The organism is Ruegeria hyattellae, from assembly GCF_041537925.1.
In the GTDB taxonomy this organism is placed as follows: Bacteria; Pseudomonadota; Alphaproteobacteria; order Rhodobacterales; family Rhodobacteraceae; genus Ruegeria_C.
Genome location: NZ_JBGOSH010000002.1, coordinates 192,127 through 214,397 on the forward strand (window position 1 = coordinate 192,127; position 22,271 = coordinate 214,397).

The following is a 22,271-nucleotide window of genomic DNA, read 5'->3' on the forward strand; positions in this document are numbered from 1 at the left end:
CGGTTAGGCCGATATTTACCGTTCCGCCACAGTTCGCGATCTTCCAGATGTGGTCCGCACAGCCCCCAGCGAAGCAGCCGGAGCGATTTCTCGGGCCGTTCCAGTGGTGACGTCGTAAAGTAGAGCTGAGACAACGATCGCATCCGGCACTTCCGGCGCTGCGGCAAAGCGGCCGATATCCGTCAAAAGATCGCTTTCTTGGTCCGTTATCGCGTACTCGGACACGTCGATCCCTAGCTTATCCAGTAGCATGCCCCGGAGGCCCGGATTGGAGAGTCGCTGGGCTCCACACTGTGTGTGCTGCATCAGGACAACGTTGAAACCGGGTTCGCGGCCCTCCGTCAGGGCACTCACCAGAACGGCGAGGGTGGCGATTTCTTCGATTACGGCGCGTGTAACCCGTCCGCCGTTGTTTCGGATTACAACCGCGTCGCCAAGCTCCAAACCGAGGATGTGCGCGGGATCGGCCCGGGCATCGCCGCAGGTTAGAAGAACCGTCCGCAGCTTTGGCAGCATCGGCAGGTCAGCGCCGTTGAAACCTGCCGCGAATTCTTGATTTCTGGTGATGAGTTCGTCTTGAACGTCCATGTGGAGGTCCTTTCTTCTGGGTGATGAAAACCGCCTTCCCCGGTCTCAGGCGATGCGCACCGGATCGGTCTGCAGGGCGCGGGTCTGATGCCTCTCTAACCACGCCGCATCTTCCTGGCAGTACAACGGGGACGAAAGCCGCACGTAGTCGCGTTGCATCTGGGCGTGATCGAGATCGAACGAGCGCGTCGCAAGGATCTTCAGGAACCTGCCGATCGCGCTGACGCTGCCGGGCAAACTGCGTGCCAGGCCCGGTTGATCAGCGACTCTGCGGCGCACGATGCTCTCGAGGGCTTCAGGTTCGCACCCGCCTACTTGCAACACGTCATCAGTTGGGGCGTTCACGGCGAAGGTGCCTCGCCTATACTCTTCTGAATAGATTGCCAATTGAGTGACTGCCGCTTCCGAATAGTGTGCGGGGCGCAGAGTTTTCAGGGACTTAATCATCATACGTTCGGAAATGTCGACGTAACGCACCCGCCGCCCCAGCGCGCGGCCCATGGCTTCGGCTATCTCGTCGGGTGAAAGCAGCGTCGGGCCCGTAGGGCGATACGTCTTGCCGATATGGTGTGCCGGGTCCGTCAGGGCGCCGACCACCACGCGCGCGATGTCTTCGTTCGAGGGTGCTGCATTTTTCTTCACGCCCCCGTCGCCAAGTGGCATCGTGAACAGCCCGAGATGGGCCGCCGTGTCCAGCACCATCAGGTAGTTTTCAGCAAACCAGCCGACATTCACAGTGGTCACGGACATCTCAGGGCGCATGCCGATCAGAATGTCGCTCAGGAATACTTCGCGCGTAAACAGCGAGGGGTGATCTACGCTTGAAAGCCATTGGCTAAGCGTCACGATGTGTTCGACCTTCGCTTCGTACGCCGCAGCGGTGAACACTGCGTTGAAGTGCAGCCCATTGGGTGCTGTCGGGGCGCATTGATAGGCCCGTTGCACGCCTTGCATAGCATTGCGCATTTCGCTCAGGGAATACTGGTCTCCTACAAAGAGTTCGGCGCCTGCGCGCTCAAGTATGTCAGAACGATGATCTTTCCGCCGTACGAACGCGCGGACAGGATAAGCCTTGGCTCTGAGTTGAAGAGAAACTTGCAGCCCGGTCTTGCCGCTTGCGCTTGAGACGAGGATTTTTGGCTTGGCAGGCACGGCCACACTCCATTTAGATGATAGTTGCAATCTATAAATTAGATGATACATATAATCTTAATTGTCAACCCCACCTGGGAGCACAGGAATGCCGAGAATGTCGGAAGCGGAAAAACAGCGCAGCCACAATAGGATACTGGATGCTGCAGCGCTGTTGTTCCGCGAACGCGGGGTCGAAGCGACAAGCGTTGTTGACGTTATGAAAGCAGCCGGAATGACACATGGGGGATTCTACCGGCACTTCGCATCGAAAGAGGATTTGATCGCGGCAGCGTTCCGCCATGCCGTCGACAATGTCGTTTCCAACATGGAATGTGAGGGGATCAGTGAAGGGCGAGAGAAGGAGCGCCAAGACTACATTGCGAAGTACCTATCCCAAGCTCATGTCCAAGACAGAGGCCAGGGTTGCCCGCTTGCGGCGATGGGAACCGAGCTTGCCCGCACCGAGGGAGCACCCCGGCAAGCGGGCGCGCAGGCGTCAGTTCGCATGGCGGCCCTTTTGCGGGACGCTTCGGATGTCGGCTCGGACCGGGGCCTGGCCGCGATGGCGCTCTTGGTGGGCACGATTACTCTGGCCCGCCTGGCGGAATCCGAAGGCGAGGCGGACCGAGCACTGGAGGCAGGACACACCGCCATGGGATTGCTGCAGGATCAGTGGCCAAAAGACCGGCTCTAGGCGGCCGTAGAGTTTCCAGAGTGATTTGCGGCTGTTTTTTGCCTGGATGCTGTGGGAAACAGTTCTCACTATGAATGAATTGCAAATCTCGCTGAAGAACCTAAAATTCTTACGCCCTTGAAAATTGAGGGATACGAGTCTCAATAATTCGGTCTCATTATTTACCTACTCCGGCATAGCTGTTGGGTCACCCAATTGGTGAAACGGCGGTTGCAATAAAATCAAGTACTTAGGGTTTCGATTTTCTGAGACTCTAGAATTCATACTTTCCTAGCTGAACTATCGAGAAGCAGCCCTGCGCTTAACGCGCAGAGAATGGTCGCGAAGAGTCCAAAGCGACGGATGCAGCGGTCTGTAAGAAAGGGAGAGGACTATTGAAAGCCGCCTTTCAGGTCAGCCAATCACAGACGCCCCAATGAACTGCGCCTATTAGATTTTCTTCTCGATCATGTGAATACGGTCATGCTCCGCACATAGTTCATTCGATTTTCGCGCGAACAATTGGCCGGTCGTTGTTGATGTCATCGCAAGTCTAGTTGGACAAGCTCAACAGCGGTTACTCCATAAAATGCGGCAAAACTGGCTTAGGGTCTGGGTGCATGCTCTGCCTGTAATTGGCAAGAACAAAGCGAGATACACCCCTTCGATCAAACGGCGGCACAATACATTTCAAAGATGGGCAAGCAGGCACTTTTGACTAGCTGCAGCATTGAGGTGAAACGCCGAAACAGAGGCTTCCTCCAATTCACGGATTGAAAAGAATCGTTGACTGTGAACATTGCTATTCATATGAAAATGAAATCGCGTTTCGTAGAACAAAACGCAATCAGCACTGGGAGAAGCACATGTCACCAATGGCCAGATCAAATGCATTCATAAAAAAACAATGCTTTGCAGCGCAGTTGCCTTGGGGACGACCTTCGGGCCGGCATATGCGGAAGGTGAGGTAGTGTTTTCTTCCTGGGGAGGTTCGTTCCAAGATGCACTACGGGACTCCATGCTGGACCCGGCGGCGCAATCGCTCGGCGTGACCATCAAGGAAGACACCACAAACGGCATTCAGGACGTTCGCACACAGATCAGCGCAGGTGCGGTAGCCTGGGACATTACCGAACAGGCCTTGTCCGACTGTGCCCGGTTGAAACAAGAGGGTGCGTTGGAACCGATCGACTATGACGTCGTTTCTGCTGATGGCATCCCGGCCAGTCTTCAGGACAGCCACTGGATCGGCATGATGACCTATTCACTTGTGATCGGCTGGCAAGCCGAGAAGTTCGGTGACGCCGGGCCGCAGTCCTGGGAGGATTTCTGGGATACAGAAACGTTCCCGGGAACCCGCGCGATGTTTAATTCTGTCTCGCATGCACTGGAAGCGGCGCTCATGGCAGATGGTGTGGACCCGACCGAAGTCTACTCCGTGTTGCGTGGTGAAGGTGGCATTGACCGGGCTTTTGGCAAGCTCGAGGAGATCGCGCCAGATATTACGGTCTGGTATAGAGGGGGCTCGCAGGCGGCGCAGTTGATGGCCGATGACGAAATCGACATCATCCAGATAGGCAACGGCCGTGCTGATGCCCTCAATAGCGATGAAATATCCGTTGGATTCACCTGGAACCAGGCCACGACCGACGCGGATTGTCTGCTGGTCCCCAAGGGGGCACCAAATCGCGAAAATGCCATGCACGTGATCAACGAGATGCTGTCGGCCAAAGCACAGGCGCGCATGGCGGTGGCAATTTCTTATGGTCCCGTAAACGCAAAGGCATTCGAAACCGGAATTATCCCGCCTGAGCTCGCTGCCAAAAACAACGCTGCCCCTGAGAACATGAAAACCCAACTAGTGATAGCTTCGGATTTCTATGTCGAAAATTTTGCGGTGCTGCAGGAGCGGTTTGACGCTCTGGTGCAGCAGTAGACGCAAAATGGCGCCTTCCGCCTCCTTTGTTGATGCCGCGAAACCATGAATGTTGTTTTCATTCATGGCTGGGCCTGCGGATGGCAGGATTGGACCAGTGTCACCTCTCTTTTGCCTGTCAATGTGAAGGTTGGACTTGCAAAGCTTCCCGGAAGCCCCGGAGCATTCCCTTTGGAAGGCGCGATCAGTCTGAACGACTGCGCGGCCCATGTGTTGTCAGAAGCCGATAATCTGGATTTCGATAACTTTGCTCTCGTGGGGCACAGCATGGGCGCACGGATTGCTCTTGAACTGGCGGCGAATTGGCCGCGACGTGTATCCCGGCTGCTTCTAATTGATGGCAGCAACGTTCCCGAAGATCCGGATCAAGCAACCAGCCGGTTGGCGGGCCAGCTTGAGCAGTTTGGTCGTCGGGGCTGCGCAGAAACTGCTATCGAATCAATGATGGTCAATAATCTGGATCCGGACCAGAGGTGGCATCTTGTGACCCGGGTTGCCCAGCATCCGACCAACACTCTATTGGCCTATTATTATGCGATGGCAGCATGGGATCAGGGAGACTTCATTCCGGCCCTCGACCGCATCACCTGCCCCGTAACGGTTTTGCAGTCAACGTCGTTGGATGAACACGAGACCCGTCGGTCAGTGATCGCGCATCCGTCGTCGAACTGGCTGGATGTCATTCGCGCCCGGGTATCGCTGGCAGAGATCCGGCTGGTTCCGGATGTCGGTCATTTTGTGATGCTCGAATGTCCGCAGATGGTTGCCAGTTGGATACAGAAGATACCGCAAACCGACAGAGGAGACCATTGCGGGAGTTTCGGCCAAAAAACCAAACAAAAATCAAGGTGGAATCTGACATGAAGAAAAAAACAAGAAAATTGACACTCGCAGCCGGTCTTGTCGCGGGCAGCCTGGCGGTGGCTGCGCCTGCTCTCGCCGAAGGCGAAGTTGTTTTTGCATCCTGGGGCGGGTCCTTTCAGGACGCTTTGCGCAGTGCCATGCTCGAACCGGCAGGCGAGGCTTTGGATATTTCCGTCAAGGAAGACACGACCAACGGCATTCAGGACGTGCGTGCGCAGATCACCGCTGGGGCGGTCGCGTGGGATGTGACAGAGCAGGATCTGCCGTCTTGTGAAACGCTCAAACGCGAAGGGAATCTTGAGCCGATCGATTATTCGATCGTCGACACGACAGGCATCCCCGAGGAGCTGATCAACAGCCACTACATCGGGTTCATCAACTTCACCAAGGTGATCGCCTATCGCAAGGATGCCTTTGGCGACAACGGTCCGTCAAATTGGGCCGACTTCTGGGATCTGGAGAAATTCCCCGGCAAACGAGGGATGCACGGCAAGGTGAATTATAACCTAGAGGCTGCGCTTATGGCCGATGGCGTTGCAAAGGAAAAAGTTTATGACTTGCTGGCCACAGAAGCGGGCAAGGCGCGCGCGTGGGCCAAACTGGCCGAGATCGCACCAGAAGTAACGGTTTGGTACCGCGGCGGCTCGCAATCTGCACAGCTATTGCGCGACGGTGAGGTAGATGTGATCCACATGGGCCATAACCGAGTGGAAAGCGTTATCTCCTCCGGCATTGAAGTTGGCTATGCCTTCGATGGTGGCACCATGGATATCGACTGTCTGCTTGTACCCAAGGGTTCTCCGAACAAAGACAACGCCATGCGACTGATCAACGAATTGCTAACGGCCGCGGCACAGGCGCGGCTGGCAGTGACGATGCCGTTGGGACCGGTCAATACGGGTGCGTTCGATACCGGGATTATCTCGGAAGAGATGGCGGTCAAGGTCAACACCCATCCCGCGAACTATGACAAGCAACTGCTGGTCGATCCGAATTTTTATATCGGACAGCTGGGTGAGCTGACAGAAGAGTTTGATACACTGATCCAGCAATAAAAAATTCGGGCGCGGCCCAATTGGAACCGCGCCCGCCCGTATCCACAAGGATCAATCATGTCTGCAACCCAATCCCTGCCCATCGACATCTCGAACCTATGCAAATCTTACGGGTCAGTGAAAGCGCTGGATGATGTGTCACTAAATATTCCCGCCGGTGAGTTCCTGACGCTGCTGGGACCGTCGGGATCGGGCAAGACAACGCTGCTGATGGCGCTTGCGGGTTTTGTTCGGCCCGATTGCGGGTCAATCCGGTTTGGTGGGCAGGAAATGATTGCCACCCCGCCGCATCAGCGCGGCTTGGGCATGGTGTTCCAAAGCTATGCCCTGTTTCCCTTCATGACGGTGGCCGAAAACGTGGCCTATCCGCTGAAGATCCGCGGTGTTTCGAAATCCGATCAGAGCACACAGGCCGAGCGCGCTCTGGATACCGTGCAGTTGGGAGGCTTCGGCGACCGACGTATCACCCAACTTTCAGGCGGGCAAAGGCAGCGCGTGGCGCTGGCCCGCGCGATGGTGTTCGAACCACAGATCATTCTTATGGATGAACCGCTTTCGGCGCTGGACAAGAAGCTCCGCGAACATATGCAGATCGAGTTGAAGGCGCTGCATCACAAGCTGGACGCGACCGTGGTCTACGTGACCCATGACCAGCGCGAGGCGCTCACCATGTCGGACCGGATCGCGGTGGTCAATCACGGGCGGATCGAACAGGTCGAGACGCCCGAACGGCTTTACCGCCAGCCCAGCAGCTTCTTTGTCGCGGATTTTGTCGGGGAATCTGTCTCGCTGCCGGTCGATGTGGCGGGTAATACAGCGCAACTGGCCGGGCGGGTGTTGAAATCCGACTTGCCGATTGCGCCGGGGGGCGGCCACCGGTTGGTGATCCGGCCCGAATTGCTGGAGGTCACGCCGGGCGCCGTGCCGGAGGCGGCTAATGATCTTTCGGGCGAAGTGCACGAGATCATCTATCAGGGTGACAGCGTGCTGGTGATCGTCAATCACGACAGCGCCGGTGAGATCAACGTGCGTGTGCCCGCCAACAGGGCCGGGCAGATGGGGCTGCCGTCGAAATGCGAACGGATCGGCCTGTCGCTGCATCCGCAGGATACGATCATCGTACCGGATCACGCGTCATGAGCGTTGCCGAGTTCAGCAATAGAAGCGTCGGGACGCGCCAGAACGCAGACATACTCAAGTCCGAAGAACGCCGTGAAAATCAGGCGTTCCTTGGGCTTTCCACACCTGCGGTCCTGTTGATCCTGATCGTCGTTTTCTTGCCGATTTTCTGGCTGTCGTCGCTTTCCTTCTTCAACGCGGCGGGCGAGGCAAGCACCGAGAATTACGCGCGCATCTTCAACAGTGCACTTTACCGGCGCACCTTTGTTGTGACCTTTCAGATCAGCATCGCCGTAACCGTAATCTGCGTGCTGCTGGGATATCCGCTGTGTTACTGGCTGACTCGGCTGCCGGACAGAAGGGCGGGAATCCTGATGGTCTTCGTGCTGGTCCCGTTCTGGACCTCGGTTCTGGTGCGAACCTATGCCTGGCTTGTGCTGTTGCAGCGAAATGGGATCATTAATTCCTCGCTGATGTCGATCGGCATCATCGACGAGCCGCTACAGCTGGCGCATAACTTGACCGGGTCAATCATCGGCATGGTGCATATTATGCTGCCGTTCCTGATCCTGCCGCTTTATGCGACCATGCGCAGTATCGATACCGATCTGGTGCGGGCAGCGGTTGGTCTCGGTTCCACTCCCAGAGGCGCTTTCTGGAGGGTATTTCTCCCGATGTCGCTGCCGGGGCTTTTTGCCGGGATTGTGCTGGTTTTTATTCTGTCGCTTGGGTTCTTCGTCACGCCGGCGCTGCTGGGTGGCGGTCGCGTGCAGATGCTGGCACAGAGGATTGAAAGCACCATTACCGTCTATGCAAATTGGGGCGCGGCCTCGGCCCTGGGCGTCGTGCTTCTGTTTCTGGCGCTCGCGATGATCTGGCTGATGCACCGGGTCTTTGGCCTCGACAAACTGTTCATGCGCTGAGGATCTGAAATGGAACAAGTCGGACAGCGCAGGATTGACGGATTGTGGCTCAGTACAGTTGGGATCGCAGTTCTCTTCTTTCTGATCCTTCCCACACTGATCGTTATCCCGATGTCATTTTCGGGGGCGTCCTTTCTGGAATTTCCGCCGACCTCACTTTCCTTTCGCTGGTACCGGGAATACTTCGGCTCGGACGAGTGGATGAGTGCAACGCGCACGTCACTGATCGCCGCCGTTCTGACCACCGCGATTGCCACGCCCCTGGGATCGCTTTGTGCCTATGGGCTGCATTGCTCTACCCCGCGAATCAGAAACGCGGCTCAGATCCTGGTGATCATGCCGATCATCGTGCCGGTGATTTTGATCGCAGTTGGTGTATTCAGCCTCTATGCCAAGCTGGGCCTGAACTACACGTTGACCGGTGTGGTGATCGCCCACACTGCCCTAGCGCTGCCTTTCGTGATCGTGACGGTCATGTCGGGCCTGCAGAACTATGATTTCGATCAGGAACTGGCGGCCCGCAGCCTTGGCGCGTCCCGGGCTTATGCGCTGTGGACGGTGACGGTGCCACAGGTCAAGTTTTCGATCCAGACAGGGGCCTTTCTGGCCTTCATCACTTCACTCGACGAGGTGGTGATCTCGATGCTGGTCTCAGGCGGTGACAATGCCACGATCACCCGCCGGATGTTCAATTCGCTGCGCGACCAACTTGATCCGACAATTGCCGCGATTTCTACCTGCCTGATCGTCGTGTCCGTCGCGGCACTGATCGGGGTTCAGTTGATTGGCCGGAGAAAGGACAAGGTAAAATGAAACGTCCGTTATTTTTCGCCGAAGGCAACCCGGATCTGGCGCGCCGCATCAAGGACCGCATCGCGGTAGGTTTCTATTACAGTCTCGCTGAACCGGACGCGCAAGCCAGACAGACTGACCGCGCCCAGAAGCTCGTCTTCGATGCCAAGAACGGGAACCGAAAGGCCAGCGACATCGGGGTCACGTTCCCCAAGACTGAGGTAGTAGCCGGCCTCCTGGATGGCGGTCGCGTGTTTGCCCTGACGCATGGAAAAGGCATCCAGAACCTGACCCGAGGCCCCCAGGCCCAGCGGAATGATCTCTCCCTCTTCGACATGGTCGCGCGCGAGGCGTTGCGAATTGACCCGGTAGAGACATACGCCCGAGGTACCGCGCCGCACGTAGAACGACGCGCTTTCCCCGGTCGCCCGCACCAGACTGGCCAGCACTGGGCGCACGATGGGACCCATGCGAAGGTTTTGGCGAAACACCGAGCCCAGTCGCCACAGCGAAGGACCCAGATGAAACAGCCCTTCGGCATCGCGGGTAATATGCCCGAATTTCTCAAGCGAGACACTGAGGCGCAGGATCGTGGCCTTGTTGACTCCGCTGCGGTCGGCGATCTCTTTCAACGAAAGGCCCGTGTCACCGGGGGCAAAGCTGTCCAGCACACGCAGAGCGCGTTCGACGGCTTCGACACCGCCGGTCGTGTCCTGAACTTTGCGCGTGTCGGGCATGGGCAGTCCTTTCGATGCACTTGCCTGGCTGTTTGTAGCCAGTTCGGGCGCGATTGGAAATCGCAATCAAATGAGGTGTCAGGCAGTGAGTAACGCCCAGAAACTGCAAGTAGTGACCGGGTTTGCGGGGTTGCCGTTCGGCCCGGTTTCCGAATGTGCCGTGGGCGAGGTCGGCATTCTGGGGGTTCCGTGTGAGGTCGAGAAGGGCCCGCGGTTTGGCGCCGCATTGGCCCCCGACGCGCTGCGGGCGATGGCCGAACGGGTCGGCACTGAATTTCCCGCACCGGGCCGGGATCTCGGGAATATCGAGCCGACGGGCGATTGGTCCGGTGCGGTGGGGCAGCTTGTGTCGCAGATGGCGCATCTCGGTGTCGTGCCGGTCGTTCTGGGCGGCGCCGAGGATGTCGCCACGGCGGTCCTGGGCGCCTTGCCGGAACTGCCCGTTGTCGCAGCGATGCCACGGATTCGGGAAGATCTGGTCGCGCGTGAGGTGAACACAGTCTGGTTGGGTCTGAACGGCGCACAGCCCGCCGAGGTCTGGGGCAAGATCAGCCAGCGCTCGATGCTGTGGCGCACTGCTCGGCAGCTTGATGAGGGTGGCATTGCGAATATTTCCAAGATACCTGAACGCGGCGGTCTTTGGCTTGATGTGTCGGTCATCGACCTGGGTCATGCGGCAGGTGTCGTCGGCCTTAATCCCGGAGGTATGAAACCCGAAACGCTGGTCGCGACAGTCGAGGCGATGGCGTGTGAATGGCAGGTCATAGTGATAACCGGGCTTGCGCCTGCGCGCGACACAAGGGGCCTGTCGGAGCTGGCAGCGCTTGAAACGCTGACCGCTGCATTTCGCCATGGGTGATGCTGTGCAGCCCCTGTTTGATGCGATCCCAAGTTTTCTGGGAACTCCCGTGGGGGACCTGGAGGATCTTACCCCTGGCCAGGTCGCGCTGGCTGGATATTTTTGCGACAACCTCGGTCGCCCTGCAGCCGGGCAACGATATCTCGCGCGCCAGCTGCGGTACGTCTCGCGGCCCGATGACATACTCATGAACACCCTTGATCTGGGCGACGCGAACGTCTTTCCGCTTGAGCCGGACAAGCATATCGCTGCGGTCGTGTCGCAATGCAAATCTGTTCTACAGCGCGGCGCACGACTGGTGCTGGTTGGTGGCGATACCAGCGGAGCAAAGGCGCTTGTCACCGCCGCGCAGCAAATTGCCGACCGAGATGTTCACGAGGTGTCGGCAACAGGGGTTAATTGCTCCTCTGGCACATCTCCCATCGTCCTTTGTGTGGACCTGGAAGAACTTGCGGGCAACTGGCTATCGCGGCCGCGCCATCTGGCTGGGCTGACACCGGTACAGATGATCGCGCGGATCGAAGCCATACGCGGAAATGTCATTGCGGCCGCCGTCTTTGGGCTGGCACCGGCGTTGGACAGTCGCGGCACAACCGAGACCCGCGCGGCGCTCGCGATCGTTCGGGCGGTCACGGACCGGCTCGGAAAAGGAGCGAACTGATGCCTCTGCGTTCGGCCCCTTTGCCGCGCATGGCAGGGCACCTTTCGTTCATGCGCGCTCAACCCAAAACGATCCGCGACCTGCGACCCGGCGATTTGGCAGTGCTGGGTCTGCCGTTCGAGGACACGGGCGCCCCATTTGCCGGGCAATCGCTTGCGCCACGCGCGCTACGCGAAACCTCGGTCTATTTCGGTTGGCATGCGAATCCACAGTTCAGTCACCCCGTCGATATCGATGCACGTCAGGAAATATGCACCGACGGCTTGCACGCAAAGTTGGGAGATCTCGGGGATCTTGCGCCCGTATCAGAGGATCGGATCCATGCCGCCCTGAGGGAGGCGACCCTACAAATCTTTCGTGCTGAAGCCTGCGCGATTCTACTTGGCGGTTCGGATCAACTGTCCAGGACCGTTCAGAAAGCGCTGCCGGGCTGCCAGGCGGTGCAGTTTGGCGGAACGCTACAGGTTGCACGGGATTTTCACGTTGCCCCCTTGCCGCATGGCACGGGCTGTTCCCCAAGCGCTGGTGCGTCGCTGGCAGAGTTCGCATTGTGGAGGGATGGGTCAAAACCACTTTTCGTGCGCTTTGATCTGTCTGTTTTTAGAACATCGCTCAGCGCGCTTTGTGACCGTCCCCGTTTGGGTGGATGCGATCTGGAAACGGTGTCGCAATGGCTGGGCATCCTTGGACAGCACCGGGTCAGCGCCATCATGCTGACTGGTCTCAACCCGAGCCGGCCCGGCATGGGCGTGGTGAAGGTCGGTCAGCGGCTGATGGTTACGGCCCTGCTGGCCTTTGTCTATGCACGGCTGGGGTTTCTCGCCCCGTACGCGAAGCAAGTGATTGCAGAGGAAACTGAACTGACATGACCGCGCCACTCACGATATTCCAGCCGCCCTTTTCTCAACCGGGGTTCCGCCTGTTCGATGGCCCGGCAGGCGATGTGGCCGAGGTAGGTACGGGTCAGATCGGCGTAGTGGGAATGCCGAGCGACTGGACCCATTCCAGCCGCCTTGGTACCCGGTTTGGCCCCGTGGCGCTGCGCAAGGCGACCACCCTGCTGCACGCCACGCGTCCACAGGCGGCCAGCGTTGATCCTGACACCGGGTATTGCAGCAGGCTGGCTGCGGACTGGGTGGTTGATTGTGGCGATGCCCCGATTACGCCGCAGGATGTCGATGCGACAACCCAGGCGATCGCTGCGATGACCGAGGCGCTGACCGTCGGCGGAGCGATACCGCTGGCCCTTGGAGGCGATCATTACAACAGTTTTCCAGCCTGCCTTGGCTATTCCCGGGGGCTGATCCGGCGCGCGCCCGGGGCGCGCTTCGGCTATATCCAGATTGACGGGCATCTGGATTTCTCGGATCGCCTGGGCGCCTGGGGCACTCACAACCACGCCACCAACGCCCGGCGGATTTCGGAACTACCCAATGTGGATGTGGCCAATATGGTCTGGGTCGGCATCACTGGTTGGGTCGATGGCGGCGATTTGGCCTTGATCGAACAGCAGGGCGGCCGCGTATTCTCGGCTGGCGACGTGCATAAGCTAGGCGCGTCCGAGGTGATGCGTCAGGCACTTGCTCACGCCATGCAGGGCTGCGATGAGCTTTACCTGTCAATCGACATCGACGCGATGGATGCCGGTTATCTGCCCGGCACCGGGTCAATCGTACACAGTGGGATCACGCCGCGGCAATATTACGACCTTCTGGACGGATTGGCCGAGGCTCCCTTGGGCGGACTGGACATTGTCGAGGTCTCACCCCCTCTCGACCCGTCCGAGCGCACCGAGTTTCTGGCGGCCGAAATGCTGTTTCGTGTCTTGCGCCGGTTCCGCACACGACCGGTGGCGGCGGCATGATGGAATATATCGGCCCCCGGCGGATGGGCGGATTTTCCCATGCCGGGGAAACAGTCGCGCCGGCGACCCGGCCCTGGATCACCGATCTGTCCGCGCTTTGTCCGTTCGAAGGGCTGACGCCAGGCGACATCCCGGAATTCGAAACCGATCCGGATTGGGGCAATTGGACGCTCACAGACAGCCCCGCGGACCCGTCGCGACGCCTGAACTGGCATGTGTTTCAGGACGATAAAACACGGCTGATGGTCGCTGACCGGATGCTGCTGACCCGTGTCAGCTGGCAGGATCTGGATGAAGCGGGGTATGTTATGGGCGCCACGGTCGTGATGGATGGCGAAACGTTTCGCTGCCGGTTGCTGACAGGCGGCGATACACCCCGAAATGACCCCTATCTGGGCGCGGCCGGACCCAATGAGTGGGACATGCTGGTGGGTGGCGCCGCCTCCGACGCTCCCATGCCCACGGCCGCCGATCATGTCGCCCCGCTCGGGCCGGATCACCTGATGTCGGCCCATAACCATTTGTGGAACTGGTTCGGGGCGGTCAGCTGGACAGCCGAGCCGGTGGCCAGCCGCGCCGACGGGCGGGTGTGCCGCGGGTATCACGGACCAACCTATTTCTACGTCAACACCGTCGATCACCGGCACGAAGACATCGGCTGGCGCCCGGTACTGGAGGAGATGTTGTGAGCCAAGATACCTTTGCCAACCACATTGCGGGCGCATGGATCGCGGGCGGCGATGCGACGCCCAATATCAACCCCTCCGACCTGAACGACACCATCGGCCACTACACGCAGGCCAGCGCCGCCCAGACCGCCGAGGCAATCGAGGCCGCCGCCGCCGCCTTTCCGAAATGGCGCACGACATCCCCGTTGGTCCGGTTCGAAGCGCTGGATCGGATCGGTTCGGAAATCCTCGCCCGGGTGGATGAACTGGGCGACATGCTGGCCCGCGAAGAAGGCAAAACCCTGCCCGAGGCCACCGCAGAGGCGCATCGCGCCGGGCATCTCTTCAAGTATTTCGCAGCCGAGGCCTATCGTGCGACCGGTGACGCCTATCAGTCCTTGCGGGAGGGCGTAACGCTTGACGTGCGGCGGGATCCGATCGGCGTTGTCGGCGTTATCACGCCTTGGAATTTCCCATTGGCGATACCGGCGTGGAAAATTGCGCCCGCTTTGGCCTATGGCAACACGGTTGTGTTCAAACCCGCCGAATTGGTGCCCGGATCGGCCTGGATGTTGTCGGACATAATCGCCCGCGCGGGTCTGCCCGAGGGGGTGTTCAACCTCGTGATGGGCGCGGGCGCCGAGGTCGGCGAAACCATTGTCAACCATCCCGAAGTCTCGGGAATTACCTTCACCGGTTCCACTCCGGTGGGTCGCAGGATCGGCGCGGCGCTTTTTGCGCGCGGCGCGAAGATGCAGCTGGAAATGGGGGGCAAGAACCCACTGATCGTGCTGGAGGATGCGGATCTGGATCTGGCGGTCCACTGCGCTATTCAGGGCAGTTTCTATTCGACCGGCCAGCGATGCACCGCGTCGTCCCGGCTGATCGTGACCGATGAGATACATGACGCCTTCGTCGACCGGCTTTGTGCTGCCATGAAAACCCTGTCGGTCGGTGATGCCCGCGCGCCGGACACACAAATCGGCCCTGTCGCCAGTGCGGCGCAACTGGCGATCAACCAGCAATACGCTGCGCGCGCCATGGCCGACGGCGCGACACTTGCCGCGGGCGGCGGCAAGATTTCGTCAAACACGCCAGGGCACTATTTCGCCCCGGCGCTTTTTACCGAAGTACAAGCGGATGCTGCGGTGGCGCGGGACGAAATCTTCGGCCCGATTGCAGCCGTTCTGCGTGTGCCGGATTATGAGGCCGCCCTGACCGCTGCCAACGACAGCGATTTCGGCTTATCAGCGGGTATCGTCTCACAGGATCAAGCAAGGATTGAACACTTCATGCAGCATGCCGAGGTGGGAATGATACAGGTCAACCTACCCACGGCGGGTATGGATTTCCATGCGCCCTTTACAGGCCGCAAAGGGTCCTCCTATGGCGCGCCGGAAAAAGGCAGCTACTGCCGCGAGTTCTTTACTGCGGCCCGGGTTGTGCATGCGGCGAGGGGTGGGCGATGACACAAACGCCGCTGAAAGGGTTTCGCATACTCGACCTGACCAACGTGCTGGCTGGTCCGTACTGCTGTCACCAACTGGCCCACATGGGTGCCGAGGTGATCAAGGTTGAAACCCCCGGGACCGGTGACCTTGCCCGCCAGCTGGGGGCCGATCCCGCGCGCAACGCCGATCTAATGGGCGTGTCCTTTCTAGCGCAAAACCCGGGCAAACGGTCGATCACCCTGAACCTGAAATCCGCACCTGGCAAACGCATCATCAGGGAGCTGGTGCAAAAATCCGATGCGCTGGTCGAAAATTTCCGTCCCGGTGTCATGGCGCGCCTGAACCTGAGTTACGAGGCGCTCTGTCAGGACAATCCCGGCCTTGTCTATTGCGCCATCTCGGGCTTCGGCCAGGACGGGCCGCTGGCGAAATTGCCCGCTTACGACCAGATCGTTCAGGGCATGAGCGGCGTGATGTCGATTACCGGGGATGCCGATACAGCGCCCTACCGGGTGGGTTATCCGATGGCGGATACAATCGGCGGCATGACCGCGGCTTTTGCCGTCGCCGCTGCTCTTGCCAACAAAACCGAAGATCGAGGTACCTTCATTGATGTCTCGATGCTGGAAGCGGTGATCGCAACGATGGGCTGGGTAGTCTCGAACCATCTTGTCGCCGGACAGGCGCCCAGCCCGAACGGCAATGACAATTTCACCGCCAGCCCTTCAGGCACGTTCAAAACCGCCGATGGCGTGATGAACATCGCGGCCAACAAGCAGGAACAATTCGAGGTGCTGTGCGAGATCATCGGCAGCCCTGCATTGGCGCGGGATCCGCGCTTTGCGGACCGAAAGAACCGATTGGCCAATCGTGCCGCGCTGAGTGCGGACTTGGAAGCGGCCTTTGCCGCCGCCTCGACTGAAGATTGGGTGCAAAGACTGACTGCTCGTGGTGTTCCGGCAGGCCCGGTCTGGTCTGTACCCGAGGCGCTGACACATCCGCAACTTGCCAGCCGGGGCCTTTTGCAGACTCACCAGATTGGAGGGCAGGATCTGCAACTTGTCGGAATCGGCGCCAAGCTTGACGGCGCGGCCCCTAGAGTGAACACGCCACCACCGACACTGGGCGCACACACCCGCGAAATCCTGACCGAGCTTGGGTATGATCCGGGCCAGATCTCGGCCCTGCAAAAGGAAGGTGCGATATGAAAGATCCAGCATCGTGCAAAGAGGTCGAAGATTGGTGGCAGACCGCCCTTATCAGGATGGAACCCAACCAGATCGACATCCGCGGCCATCCGATCGAGGAATTGATCGGCAAAGTCGGTTTCGTGGACATGATCTGGCTTTGCCTGCGCGGCGACCTGCCATCCCGAGGTCAGGTCAGGCTGCTTGAGGCTGCGCTGACAGCAGGGGTCGATCACGGCCCACAGGCCCCGTCCATCGCTGCCGCCCGCATGGCTGCGACTTGCGGTGTCGGCCTGAACAGCGCCATGGCCACAGGGCTGAATATGCTGGGCGATGTGCATGGTGGCGCTGGTGAGCAAGCAGTCTCGTTGTTTCGGCTGGCCTTGTCATTTGTTGATGACGGCGACACGCCCGACCGGGCCGCAGAAGGGGCAGTCGCGCGCTGGACCATAGAGCACGGGAGATATATGCCCGGTTTCGGACATCGCTTCCACACTCGTGACCCGCGCTCGCCGCGCCTGATGGAGTTGGTGCACTCGGAGCAAAAAGAAGGTGTGGTTGAAGGCAGGGTGCGGGACATCGCTTTGAGAATCGAGGCGTATCTGTCCGAAACCAAAGACCGCCCGATCCCAATGAACATCGATGGCGCAACTGCAGTGATCTACGCCGAACTCGGCTTCGACGCCCCGCTAGCCCGCGGGTTGTTTTGCCTGTCGCGGTCGGTCGGTATCCTAGCGCATGCCTGGGAGCAAACCCAACAAGGTGGCCGCAACAAAGGGCCTTTACCTAAGGGTAGTCTTTGGACCTATCTCAAGCAAAGTGAGCAATGACACGACCCTCAAGCTGGTCCCGTGTCAGCGAAGCACAGTGGACTGCCATTGGAGAGCGCGCGGAAACTTCACGCTATGTCTGCGTTGCAGACATTCTAATCAAGCCTGACGTACGACCAGTTCGTGCCATCAAACAACTTTGCTGACAGGACCAAGTTTATTTTAGCTGAAGTCATACTTGAGTATTTTCCATCTAGTCGCACTCAACACGGATTTTTCCGTGCCTGATGTTGTGCGAATTGAAAGGAAGACCAATGAAGCATCCAGAGTTACCACCAATCCAAGGCAGACGTTTTGACGTCGAGACGTGCTAAAATACAGCTTTTAGTTTTACCAAGCAGGCTTCCAAGGGGCCGCCTTGGCTTAGTCATAGAGGAAGGGTTCCCTTCGTTGTTCTGACCGAGGAACTGTTCGAACAAATTCGGCCTGACCAACGGTGGGCTTGGGGCGTCGATGAAATGCCCCAATGGTCCTCCGCTTTCCTAAACATAGGGGCTGACCAATTCTTTGGGGGAGGCTCAGGGCGTTAAACGAAAAAGCGTGAGGACAGGGTGGTTAGGAACGTTAAACATCCTGACCACTTGATTGAGCTCGGCAACAAATGAGCCTTTCGCCGTTGCGACGAATTGTGACCTGGAGAAAACCGTATCTCGCAAAGCAGATATGCACCACAAGGTATGATATCTTTTCTGATCAAACAGTTGGCAGGGAACGATGATTGAAATTGGCGATAGCGTCATTAGAGGTGCACAAGAAGCACTAGAAATTGCAAAGGGAAAACTCGCGCCTGATAAAGAAACCGAAGCGGAGTGCGCCGCAGGTGCTTCCGATAGGGCGACTATTCGCCAAGTACCTTCGCTGGAGCGAAATTCACAAGATCGATCCTAGGATTGAGTCTCCGAGCCAATAAGGCCGAACTACAAGGAAACGGTTTTTGCTTTTCCTTGCTGGAATGCCTCTAAAACTTGTTTTCCACGTCTGTCGGGCCGTCAGTTTTCTGTCGCCAGCCGGTGCGCCGAGCACACGATAGACGGTCATCCGAGACACGCCCAGATCGCGCGCGATCTTCGCATTGGATAAGCCGCTAGCCTCAAGAGATCGAATTTGTTGGTCATCTATTTGCTTTCGTCTGCCACGATTGGCGCTTCTTTCCTTGGCGGCGCCAATCCCCGCTCTTTGTTTGTCGCTAAACCCTTAGAATGTCATTTCGCCCTGTACCGCAAAGGATCCGAAACTGCGCTTCGATGATCTCGCGGGAATCTCCGCTCCGAGTGCATTCTCTGCCTATAGACGAGTTCATCCGCTGCTTCTTGATCCACAAACGGCATCGTCGCAAATGGCATACACCATGACCGGACCAGGACGATTAGGCGTCTGATTGATACCCAGCCAGAGTCGGATGGGACTGTCGGCAAAGACGGGTTCGTCGATGCACATGAACGAGACTCGCACCAGAAGTTACCCAGATGCGGTGTCGCGGTGCCCATCATCGAGGCTTCAACCCGCGGCCAGACCCCAAACTCCTCCACGCCATCATGGGAGCAGATCGCATGATCTATCCTTCACACCTAGTCCAACCATCCAGAGACGTAGGATCAATCTAAGCTTCCAGCGTCCTGGAATCGGAGCAAAAGCTGGTCAACGAAAGCGCAAAACTGTTCCAGTCGGTTGTATGTTGCCGACAGGCCCGGCGTCGGGTTGCCGTTTGCAAATGTTCGCGAGAGTAGGTTCGGGGCAGTTTGCGTCGATTAATACATACTCGCCCATTTCGTTGAGGGGGTCCGGGTTGCAGTGTTGGACTCAGGCATAAGACCTCAAACTACTGCCTTAATCCGGCCCGATCACAGCAGTGCTTCCTTGTCGAGCCCCAGCTTCACGATCTTTTCGTTCAGTGTACGTCGTCCGATGCCAAGCGCTTCGGCAGCGGCGTCCATGCGGCCCTGATGGGTTCTGATCGCCTTGCCGATCAACTCGCGTTCAAAGGCGGCGACCGCCTCGCGCAAGGTGTCGGGCACCTCTTCTGTCTGTACTGCGCTTTGCAGCGCCTGCGATACCGAACCGCCCCCACGCCGCGCCGCCAGCACCCGGCGTTCCGCAACACTGCGCAGCTCGCGCACGTTGCCGGGCCAGTCATGTGCCATCAGCGCCGCCAGATCATCGGCAATCAGGTCAGGTGCGGCGATCTCGTAGGTCTGAGCGTAGTGATCCAGAAAGTGCACCATCAGCATGGTCAGGTCCCCGCGACGGCTGCGCAGGGGCGGCAGAGACAGCACCACGGTGTTCAGCCGGAACAACAGGTCCTGGCGCAGCCGGTTTTCTGAGACCGCCAGGCTCACATCCTCGTTGGTGGCCGAGATCACTCGGAACCTGACCGGCACCGGCGCCGAGGCCCCCACCGGCAACACCTGCTTGTCCTCGATCACACGCAGCAGCTTGGCCTGCACCTGTGGCGGGCAGGAGCAGACCTCATCCAGAAACAAGGTGCCCTCGGCCGCCGCACGCAGCCTGCCGCCGGTTTCGCCCACAACACCGAACATCTCGGCCTCGAACCGGTCCGGGGTGAGCGCTGCGCAGTTCAGCGCCACGAAAGGGCTGTCCGGCGCGGTGCCCAAGTCATGCAGTGCGCGTGCGGTCAGCTCCTTGCCGGTGCCGGTTTCGCCCTCGATGAGGATCGCCGCATCGGTGTCTGCCAGGTCGATTATGTCTCGGCGCAGCGCAACCACCTCGTTGCTCTGGCCCAGCAGGATGCGGTCCAGTCCGGACAGCTTGTACAGCCGGTCAGTCAGCCGCCGGTTGCGCTGCTTCATGCGGTTCTGTTCGGCGGCGTGGCGCAGGATGGTTAGCAGACGGCGCGGCTCATAAGGCTTTTCGACGAAGCTGTAGGCGCCATTGTGTATCGCCTCGACTGCCATCGGAATGTCGCCATGGGCCGAAATCAGCACAACGGGTGGGCCATTACCGGTATCGAGACTGGCCAGCAGGTCCAGCCCCGACATGCCTGGCATCCGCACATCTGACAGGATCACGTCGGGCTGCGTCGTCGCCAGATGCGCATTCACGCGTTCGGCGCGCGACACCGCCTCGGCCTGCCAGCCCGCGGCCTCGATCAGTTCGATCAGCGACTGGCGCATGGACCGGTCGTCATCGACAACCAGAATGTTGAACGCAGGTCTGTCCGTCATGCTGTCCCGCTTTCCTCTGCTTCGACCTTTGGAAAACTTACCCGGAACACCGCGCCCACCGTGCGGGCGTTGCGGGCGGTCATCACGCCGCCATGATCCTTGACGATACTGGCCGAGATCGCCAGTCCCAGTCCCATGCCGCGCCCGCTTTCCCGCGTGGTCACGAAAGGTTCCTGCAACTCGGCCAGCGTGGCAGCGCCCAAGCCGTGGCCATTGTCTCGAATCTCGAACCAGTTTTCGCTGTCCGAGGCACCCAGACGTACTGAGACCGTCGGCGTCTCGGCCTCTTCCACCGCATCCAGTGCATTGCGCAGCAGGTTGGTCATAACCTGTTCAATCCGCAGCTTGCTGCCGCGCAGGATGACCGGAGCCTCTGACAGGCTGATTTGCAGGGTTGCGCCGATCTCTGCCACATTGGGCGATACCAGTGCCAGCGCCGCCTCCATCGCGTCGCGTAGATCGAGCTCGGTGAACTCCTCGACATCCGAACGCGCAAAGAACTTGAGCTGGCGCGTGATGCCTTCCATCCGTTGGACAAGCGCGCCGATCTTGTTAGTGAGGCCTGGGGACTCGCGCATCGCCATCTCGGCTGCGGCCAAGTGGTTGCGCATGGCGGCGATCGGCTGGCCGAGCTCATGAGTGACCGACGCTGCCAGTTGCCCCAGCGCGGCAAGACGGCTGGCGCGTTCCAGTTCGTTCTGGGTGCGTTGCAACTGGCGCTCGGCTGTGCGGCGCTCGCTGATCTCGACCGCGAGCCGTTCATTGGCCTGACGCAGCTGCACCTCTTCCTCTTCCGAGCGCCGCAGCGCCGCACCCATGCGGCGCGCACGTTGTACCTGAAGCAGGATGAACCCCAGCCCGGCCAGCAGTACGACCGAGACTGATACCAGCCAGGCGCGATCTACCGCTCGGTCGTCGCTGGTAAAATAATGCAGCTCCCAGCCATGCGGCAAGTCGGCCGAGGTCAGATGCAACCGCTCGGCCCCGGTGAGACGGGCGCGCTGATTGGGCAGGTCTGACCAGTCAAGAACCGCCAGCTTCTGGCCGGGGAACTGCCGCGCCGCCTCGATGCGCGCGCGCTGGTCGGCACTCAGTGCTTTCAGGACGCGGTAACGCCAGTCCGGGTCCGAGGCCAGCAGGATGACACCATCTTCATTGGCCAGAAACACTTGCTCACCCGCGTTGCGCCAGCTGTCTTCGAGCTGCGTAAAATCGATCTTGATCGCGATCACGCCATCCACTTGACCGGCTGAATTCCGCACCGCGTCGGCGATGAAATAGCCGGGCAGGCCGGTGGTGGTGCCGATCCCGTAGAACCGCCCCTGCCGCCCTTCCAGCGCCTGCCGGAAATAGGGGCGGAACGCATAGCTCTGTCCGACAAAGCTTGAGGACGCGCGAAAGTTCGAGGCCGCCACGGTCAGCCCTTCGGGTCCCATCAGATAGATTGCATCAAGACCCGCCTGGTCGGCAAACCCCTCCAGCCGTTGGTTCAGCGCCCCGGTCGACGCTCCGGCGGCAGTATCGACCACATAGGTGTCGCGGGCCAGCACGTGTGTTAGGTGCGAGAACCGCGCAAGCTCGGCGGTGACCGAACTGCGGTAGAGCGACAACCGCCCCTCGGCACGCGACAGCTCTTCGGCACGAAAATAGCTGTAGGACAGTTGAAACACACCAACCGCGGCAAGCAGGGTGGCAATGACGAAGATCAAGACGGACAGACGACGCATATGCGGGTGCTTGGCCGGTAT

The 22,271-nt window shown here is 59.3% G+C and carries 21 protein-coding genes; 15 read left to right on the forward strand and 6 right to left on the reverse strand.

Going from position 1 to position 22,271, the window contains the following annotated elements; all coding sequences use genetic code 11:
* Window positions 1-15 precede the first annotated feature (15 nt).
* Both AB1E33_RS04855 and AB1E33_RS04860 read right to left on the reverse strand, forming a co-directional pair.
* Entirely contained in the window at window positions 16-588 is a 573-nt protein-coding gene (locus AB1E33_RS04855; RefSeq protein ID WP_372576132.1) for a carbonic anhydrase, read from the reverse strand.
* A gap of 45 nt (window positions 589-633) precedes the next feature.
* The gene (locus AB1E33_RS04860) at window positions 634-1,740 is read right to left on the reverse strand and encodes an NmrA family NAD(P)-binding protein (protein ID WP_372576133.1); all 1,107 of its coding nucleotides are present in this window, start codon (window positions 1,738-1,740) and stop codon (window positions 634-636) included.
* Window positions 1,741-1,837: 97 nt separating this feature from the next.
* Between AB1E33_RS04860 and AB1E33_RS04865 the strand changes: the two genes are divergently transcribed.
* From AB1E33_RS04865 to AB1E33_RS04895, 7 genes are all read left to right on the forward strand, one after another.
* Entirely contained in the window at window positions 1,838-2,416 is a 579-nt protein-coding gene (locus AB1E33_RS04865) for a TetR/AcrR family transcriptional regulator (RefSeq protein ID WP_372576134.1), read from the forward strand.
* Window positions 2,417-3,413: 997 nt separating this feature from the next.
* Entirely contained in the window at window positions 3,414-4,331 is a 918-nt protein-coding gene (locus AB1E33_RS04870; protein WP_372576135.1) for an ABC transporter substrate-binding protein, read from the forward strand.
* Window positions 4,332-4,376: 45 nt separating this feature from the next.
* A complete protein-coding gene (locus tag AB1E33_RS04875) occupies window positions 4,377-5,195 on the forward strand; it encodes an alpha/beta fold hydrolase (protein WP_372576136.1) in 819 nt (272 codons plus the stop codon).
* Window positions 5,192-6,250, forward strand: a complete 1,059-nt coding sequence (locus tag AB1E33_RS04880) for an ABC transporter substrate-binding protein (RefSeq protein WP_372576137.1) — start codon at window positions 5,192-5,194, stop codon at window positions 6,248-6,250. Before AB1E33_RS04875 ends, AB1E33_RS04880 begins: the two co-directional genes overlap by 4 nt.
* Window positions 6,251-6,307: 57 nt before the next feature.
* Window positions 6,308-7,390, forward strand: coding sequence for an ABC transporter ATP-binding protein (locus AB1E33_RS04885; RefSeq protein ID WP_372576138.1), 1,083 nt, complete (start codon window positions 6,308-6,310; stop codon window positions 7,388-7,390).
* Window positions 7,387-8,292: an ABC transporter permease gene (locus tag AB1E33_RS04890; RefSeq protein ID WP_372576139.1), complete on the forward strand. Its 906-nt coding sequence runs from the start codon at window positions 7,387-7,389 to the stop codon at window positions 8,290-8,292. Before AB1E33_RS04885 ends, AB1E33_RS04890 begins: the two co-directional genes overlap by 4 nt.
* Before the next feature lie 9 nt (window positions 8,293-8,301).
* A complete protein-coding gene (locus AB1E33_RS04895; RefSeq protein WP_372576140.1) occupies window positions 8,302-9,105 on the forward strand; it encodes an ABC transporter permease in 804 nt (267 codons plus the stop codon).
* 8 nt (window positions 9,106-9,113) lie between these two features.
* Here the strand turns inward: AB1E33_RS04895 and AB1E33_RS04900 are convergent, their stop codons facing one another.
* On the reverse strand, window positions 9,114-9,821 hold the full coding sequence (locus AB1E33_RS04900) for an IclR family transcriptional regulator (protein WP_372576141.1): 708 nt from the start codon (window positions 9,819-9,821) through the stop codon (window positions 9,114-9,116).
* A gap of 85 nt (window positions 9,822-9,906) precedes the next feature.
* Here AB1E33_RS04900 and AB1E33_RS04905 point away from each other — a divergent pair, with 85 nt between their 5' ends.
* The 8 genes from AB1E33_RS04905 (at window position 9,907) to AB1E33_RS04940 (ending at window position 17,341) form a co-directional block, all read left to right on the forward strand.
* On the forward strand, window positions 9,907-10,680 hold the full coding sequence (locus AB1E33_RS04905; RefSeq protein ID WP_372576142.1) for an arginase family protein: 774 nt from the start codon (window positions 9,907-9,909) through the stop codon (window positions 10,678-10,680).
* A gap of 187 nt (window positions 10,681-10,867) precedes the next feature.
* Window positions 10,868-11,341, forward strand: coding sequence for a hypothetical protein (locus AB1E33_RS04910; RefSeq protein ID WP_372576143.1), 474 nt, complete (start codon window positions 10,868-10,870; stop codon window positions 11,339-11,341).
* Window positions 11,341-12,210 (forward strand): arginase family protein, encoded by an 870-nt coding sequence (locus AB1E33_RS04915; RefSeq protein WP_372576144.1) that lies wholly within the window; start codon window positions 11,341-11,343, stop codon window positions 12,208-12,210. Before AB1E33_RS04910 ends, AB1E33_RS04915 begins: the two co-directional genes overlap by 1 nt.
* Complete coding sequence (locus AB1E33_RS04920; protein ID WP_372576145.1) at window positions 12,207-13,205, forward strand: agmatinase family protein; 999 nt, start codon at window positions 12,207-12,209, stop codon at window positions 13,203-13,205. The genes AB1E33_RS04915 and AB1E33_RS04920 overlap by 4 nt, the downstream gene beginning before the upstream one ends.
* Window positions 13,202-13,894 (forward strand): hypothetical protein, encoded by a 693-nt coding sequence (locus AB1E33_RS04925; RefSeq protein WP_372576146.1) that lies wholly within the window; start codon window positions 13,202-13,204, stop codon window positions 13,892-13,894. The genes AB1E33_RS04920 and AB1E33_RS04925 overlap by 4 nt, the downstream gene beginning before the upstream one ends.
* Window positions 13,891-15,342, forward strand: coding sequence for an aldehyde dehydrogenase family protein (locus tag AB1E33_RS04930; protein ID WP_372576147.1), 1,452 nt, complete (start codon window positions 13,891-13,893; stop codon window positions 15,340-15,342). Before AB1E33_RS04925 ends, AB1E33_RS04930 begins: the two co-directional genes overlap by 4 nt.
* A complete protein-coding gene (locus AB1E33_RS04935) occupies window positions 15,339-16,532 on the forward strand; it encodes a CaiB/BaiF CoA transferase family protein (RefSeq protein ID WP_372576148.1) in 1,194 nt (397 codons plus the stop codon). Before AB1E33_RS04930 ends, AB1E33_RS04935 begins: the two co-directional genes overlap by 4 nt.
* Window positions 16,529-17,341 carry a citryl-CoA lyase gene (locus tag AB1E33_RS04940; RefSeq protein ID WP_372576149.1) on the forward strand — a complete coding sequence of 271 codons (813 nt, stop codon included), beginning with the start codon at window positions 16,529-16,531 and terminating at the stop codon, window positions 17,339-17,341. Before AB1E33_RS04935 ends, AB1E33_RS04940 begins: the two co-directional genes overlap by 4 nt.
* A gap of 870 nt (window positions 17,342-18,211) precedes the next feature.
* Here AB1E33_RS04940 and AB1E33_RS04945 read toward each other — a convergent pair.
* The 3 genes from AB1E33_RS04945 to AB1E33_RS04955 form a co-directional block, all read right to left on the reverse strand.
* Window positions 18,212-18,508: a helix-turn-helix domain-containing protein gene (locus AB1E33_RS04945; RefSeq protein WP_372576616.1), complete on the reverse strand. Its 297-nt coding sequence runs from the start codon at window positions 18,506-18,508 to the stop codon at window positions 18,212-18,214.
* A gap of 674 nt (window positions 18,509-19,182) precedes the next feature.
* Window positions 19,183-20,523, reverse strand: coding sequence for a sigma-54-dependent transcriptional regulator (locus AB1E33_RS04950; protein WP_372576150.1), 1,341 nt, complete (start codon window positions 20,521-20,523; stop codon window positions 19,183-19,185).
* Window positions 20,520-22,250: a sensor histidine kinase gene (locus tag AB1E33_RS04955; protein ID WP_372576151.1), complete on the reverse strand. Its 1,731-nt coding sequence runs from the start codon at window positions 22,248-22,250 to the stop codon at window positions 20,520-20,522. Before AB1E33_RS04955 ends, AB1E33_RS04950 begins: the two co-directional genes overlap by 4 nt.
* Window positions 22,251-22,271: the final 21 nt, after the last annotated feature.

Excerpts from the sequence above, each read along its gene's own strand:
- AB1E33_RS04855 (WP_372576132.1), bottom strand. The coding sequence starts at position 588 with ATGGACGTTCAAGACGAACTCATCACCAGAAATCAAGAATTCGCGGCA.
- AB1E33_RS04865 (WP_372576134.1), top strand. The coding sequence starts at position 1,838 with ATGTCGGAAGCGGAAAAACAGCGCAGCCACAATAGGATACTGGATGCT.
- AB1E33_RS04870 (WP_372576135.1), top strand. The coding sequence starts at position 3,414 with ATGCTGGACCCGGCGGCGCAATCGCTCGGCGTGACCATCAAGGAAGAC.
- AB1E33_RS04875 (WP_372576136.1), top strand. The coding sequence starts at position 4,377 with ATGAATGTTGTTTTCATTCATGGCTGGGCCTGCGGATGGCAGGATTGG.
- AB1E33_RS04880 (WP_372576137.1), top strand. The coding sequence starts at position 5,192 with ATGAAGAAAAAAACAAGAAAATTGACACTCGCAGCCGGTCTTGTCGCG.
- AB1E33_RS04885 (WP_372576138.1), top strand. The coding sequence starts at position 6,308 with ATGTCTGCAACCCAATCCCTGCCCATCGACATCTCGAACCTATGCAAA.
- AB1E33_RS04890 (WP_372576139.1), top strand. The coding sequence starts at position 7,387 with ATGAGCGTTGCCGAGTTCAGCAATAGAAGCGTCGGGACGCGCCAGAAC.
- AB1E33_RS04895 (WP_372576140.1), top strand. The coding sequence starts at position 8,302 with ATGGAACAAGTCGGACAGCGCAGGATTGACGGATTGTGGCTCAGTACA.
- AB1E33_RS04900 (WP_372576141.1), bottom strand. The coding sequence starts at position 9,821 with ATGCCCGACACGCGCAAAGTTCAGGACACGACCGGCGGTGTCGAAGCC.
- AB1E33_RS04910 (WP_372576143.1), top strand. The coding sequence starts at position 10,868 with ATGAACACCCTTGATCTGGGCGACGCGAACGTCTTTCCGCTTGAGCCG.
- AB1E33_RS04915 (WP_372576144.1), top strand. The coding sequence starts at position 11,341 with ATGCCTCTGCGTTCGGCCCCTTTGCCGCGCATGGCAGGGCACCTTTCG.
- AB1E33_RS04920 (WP_372576145.1), top strand. The coding sequence starts at position 12,207 with ATGACCGCGCCACTCACGATATTCCAGCCGCCCTTTTCTCAACCGGGG.
- AB1E33_RS04925 (WP_372576146.1), top strand. The coding sequence starts at position 13,202 with ATGATGGAATATATCGGCCCCCGGCGGATGGGCGGATTTTCCCATGCC.
- AB1E33_RS04935 (WP_372576148.1), top strand. The coding sequence starts at position 15,339 with ATGACACAAACGCCGCTGAAAGGGTTTCGCATACTCGACCTGACCAAC.
- AB1E33_RS04940 (WP_372576149.1), top strand. The coding sequence starts at position 16,529 with ATGAAAGATCCAGCATCGTGCAAAGAGGTCGAAGATTGGTGGCAGACC.
- AB1E33_RS04950 (WP_372576150.1), bottom strand. The coding sequence starts at position 20,523 with ATGACGGACAGACCTGCGTTCAACATTCTGGTTGTCGATGACGACCGG.
- AB1E33_RS04955 (WP_372576151.1), bottom strand. The coding sequence starts at position 22,250 with ATGCGTCGTCTGTCCGTCTTGATCTTCGTCATTGCCACCCTGCTTGCC.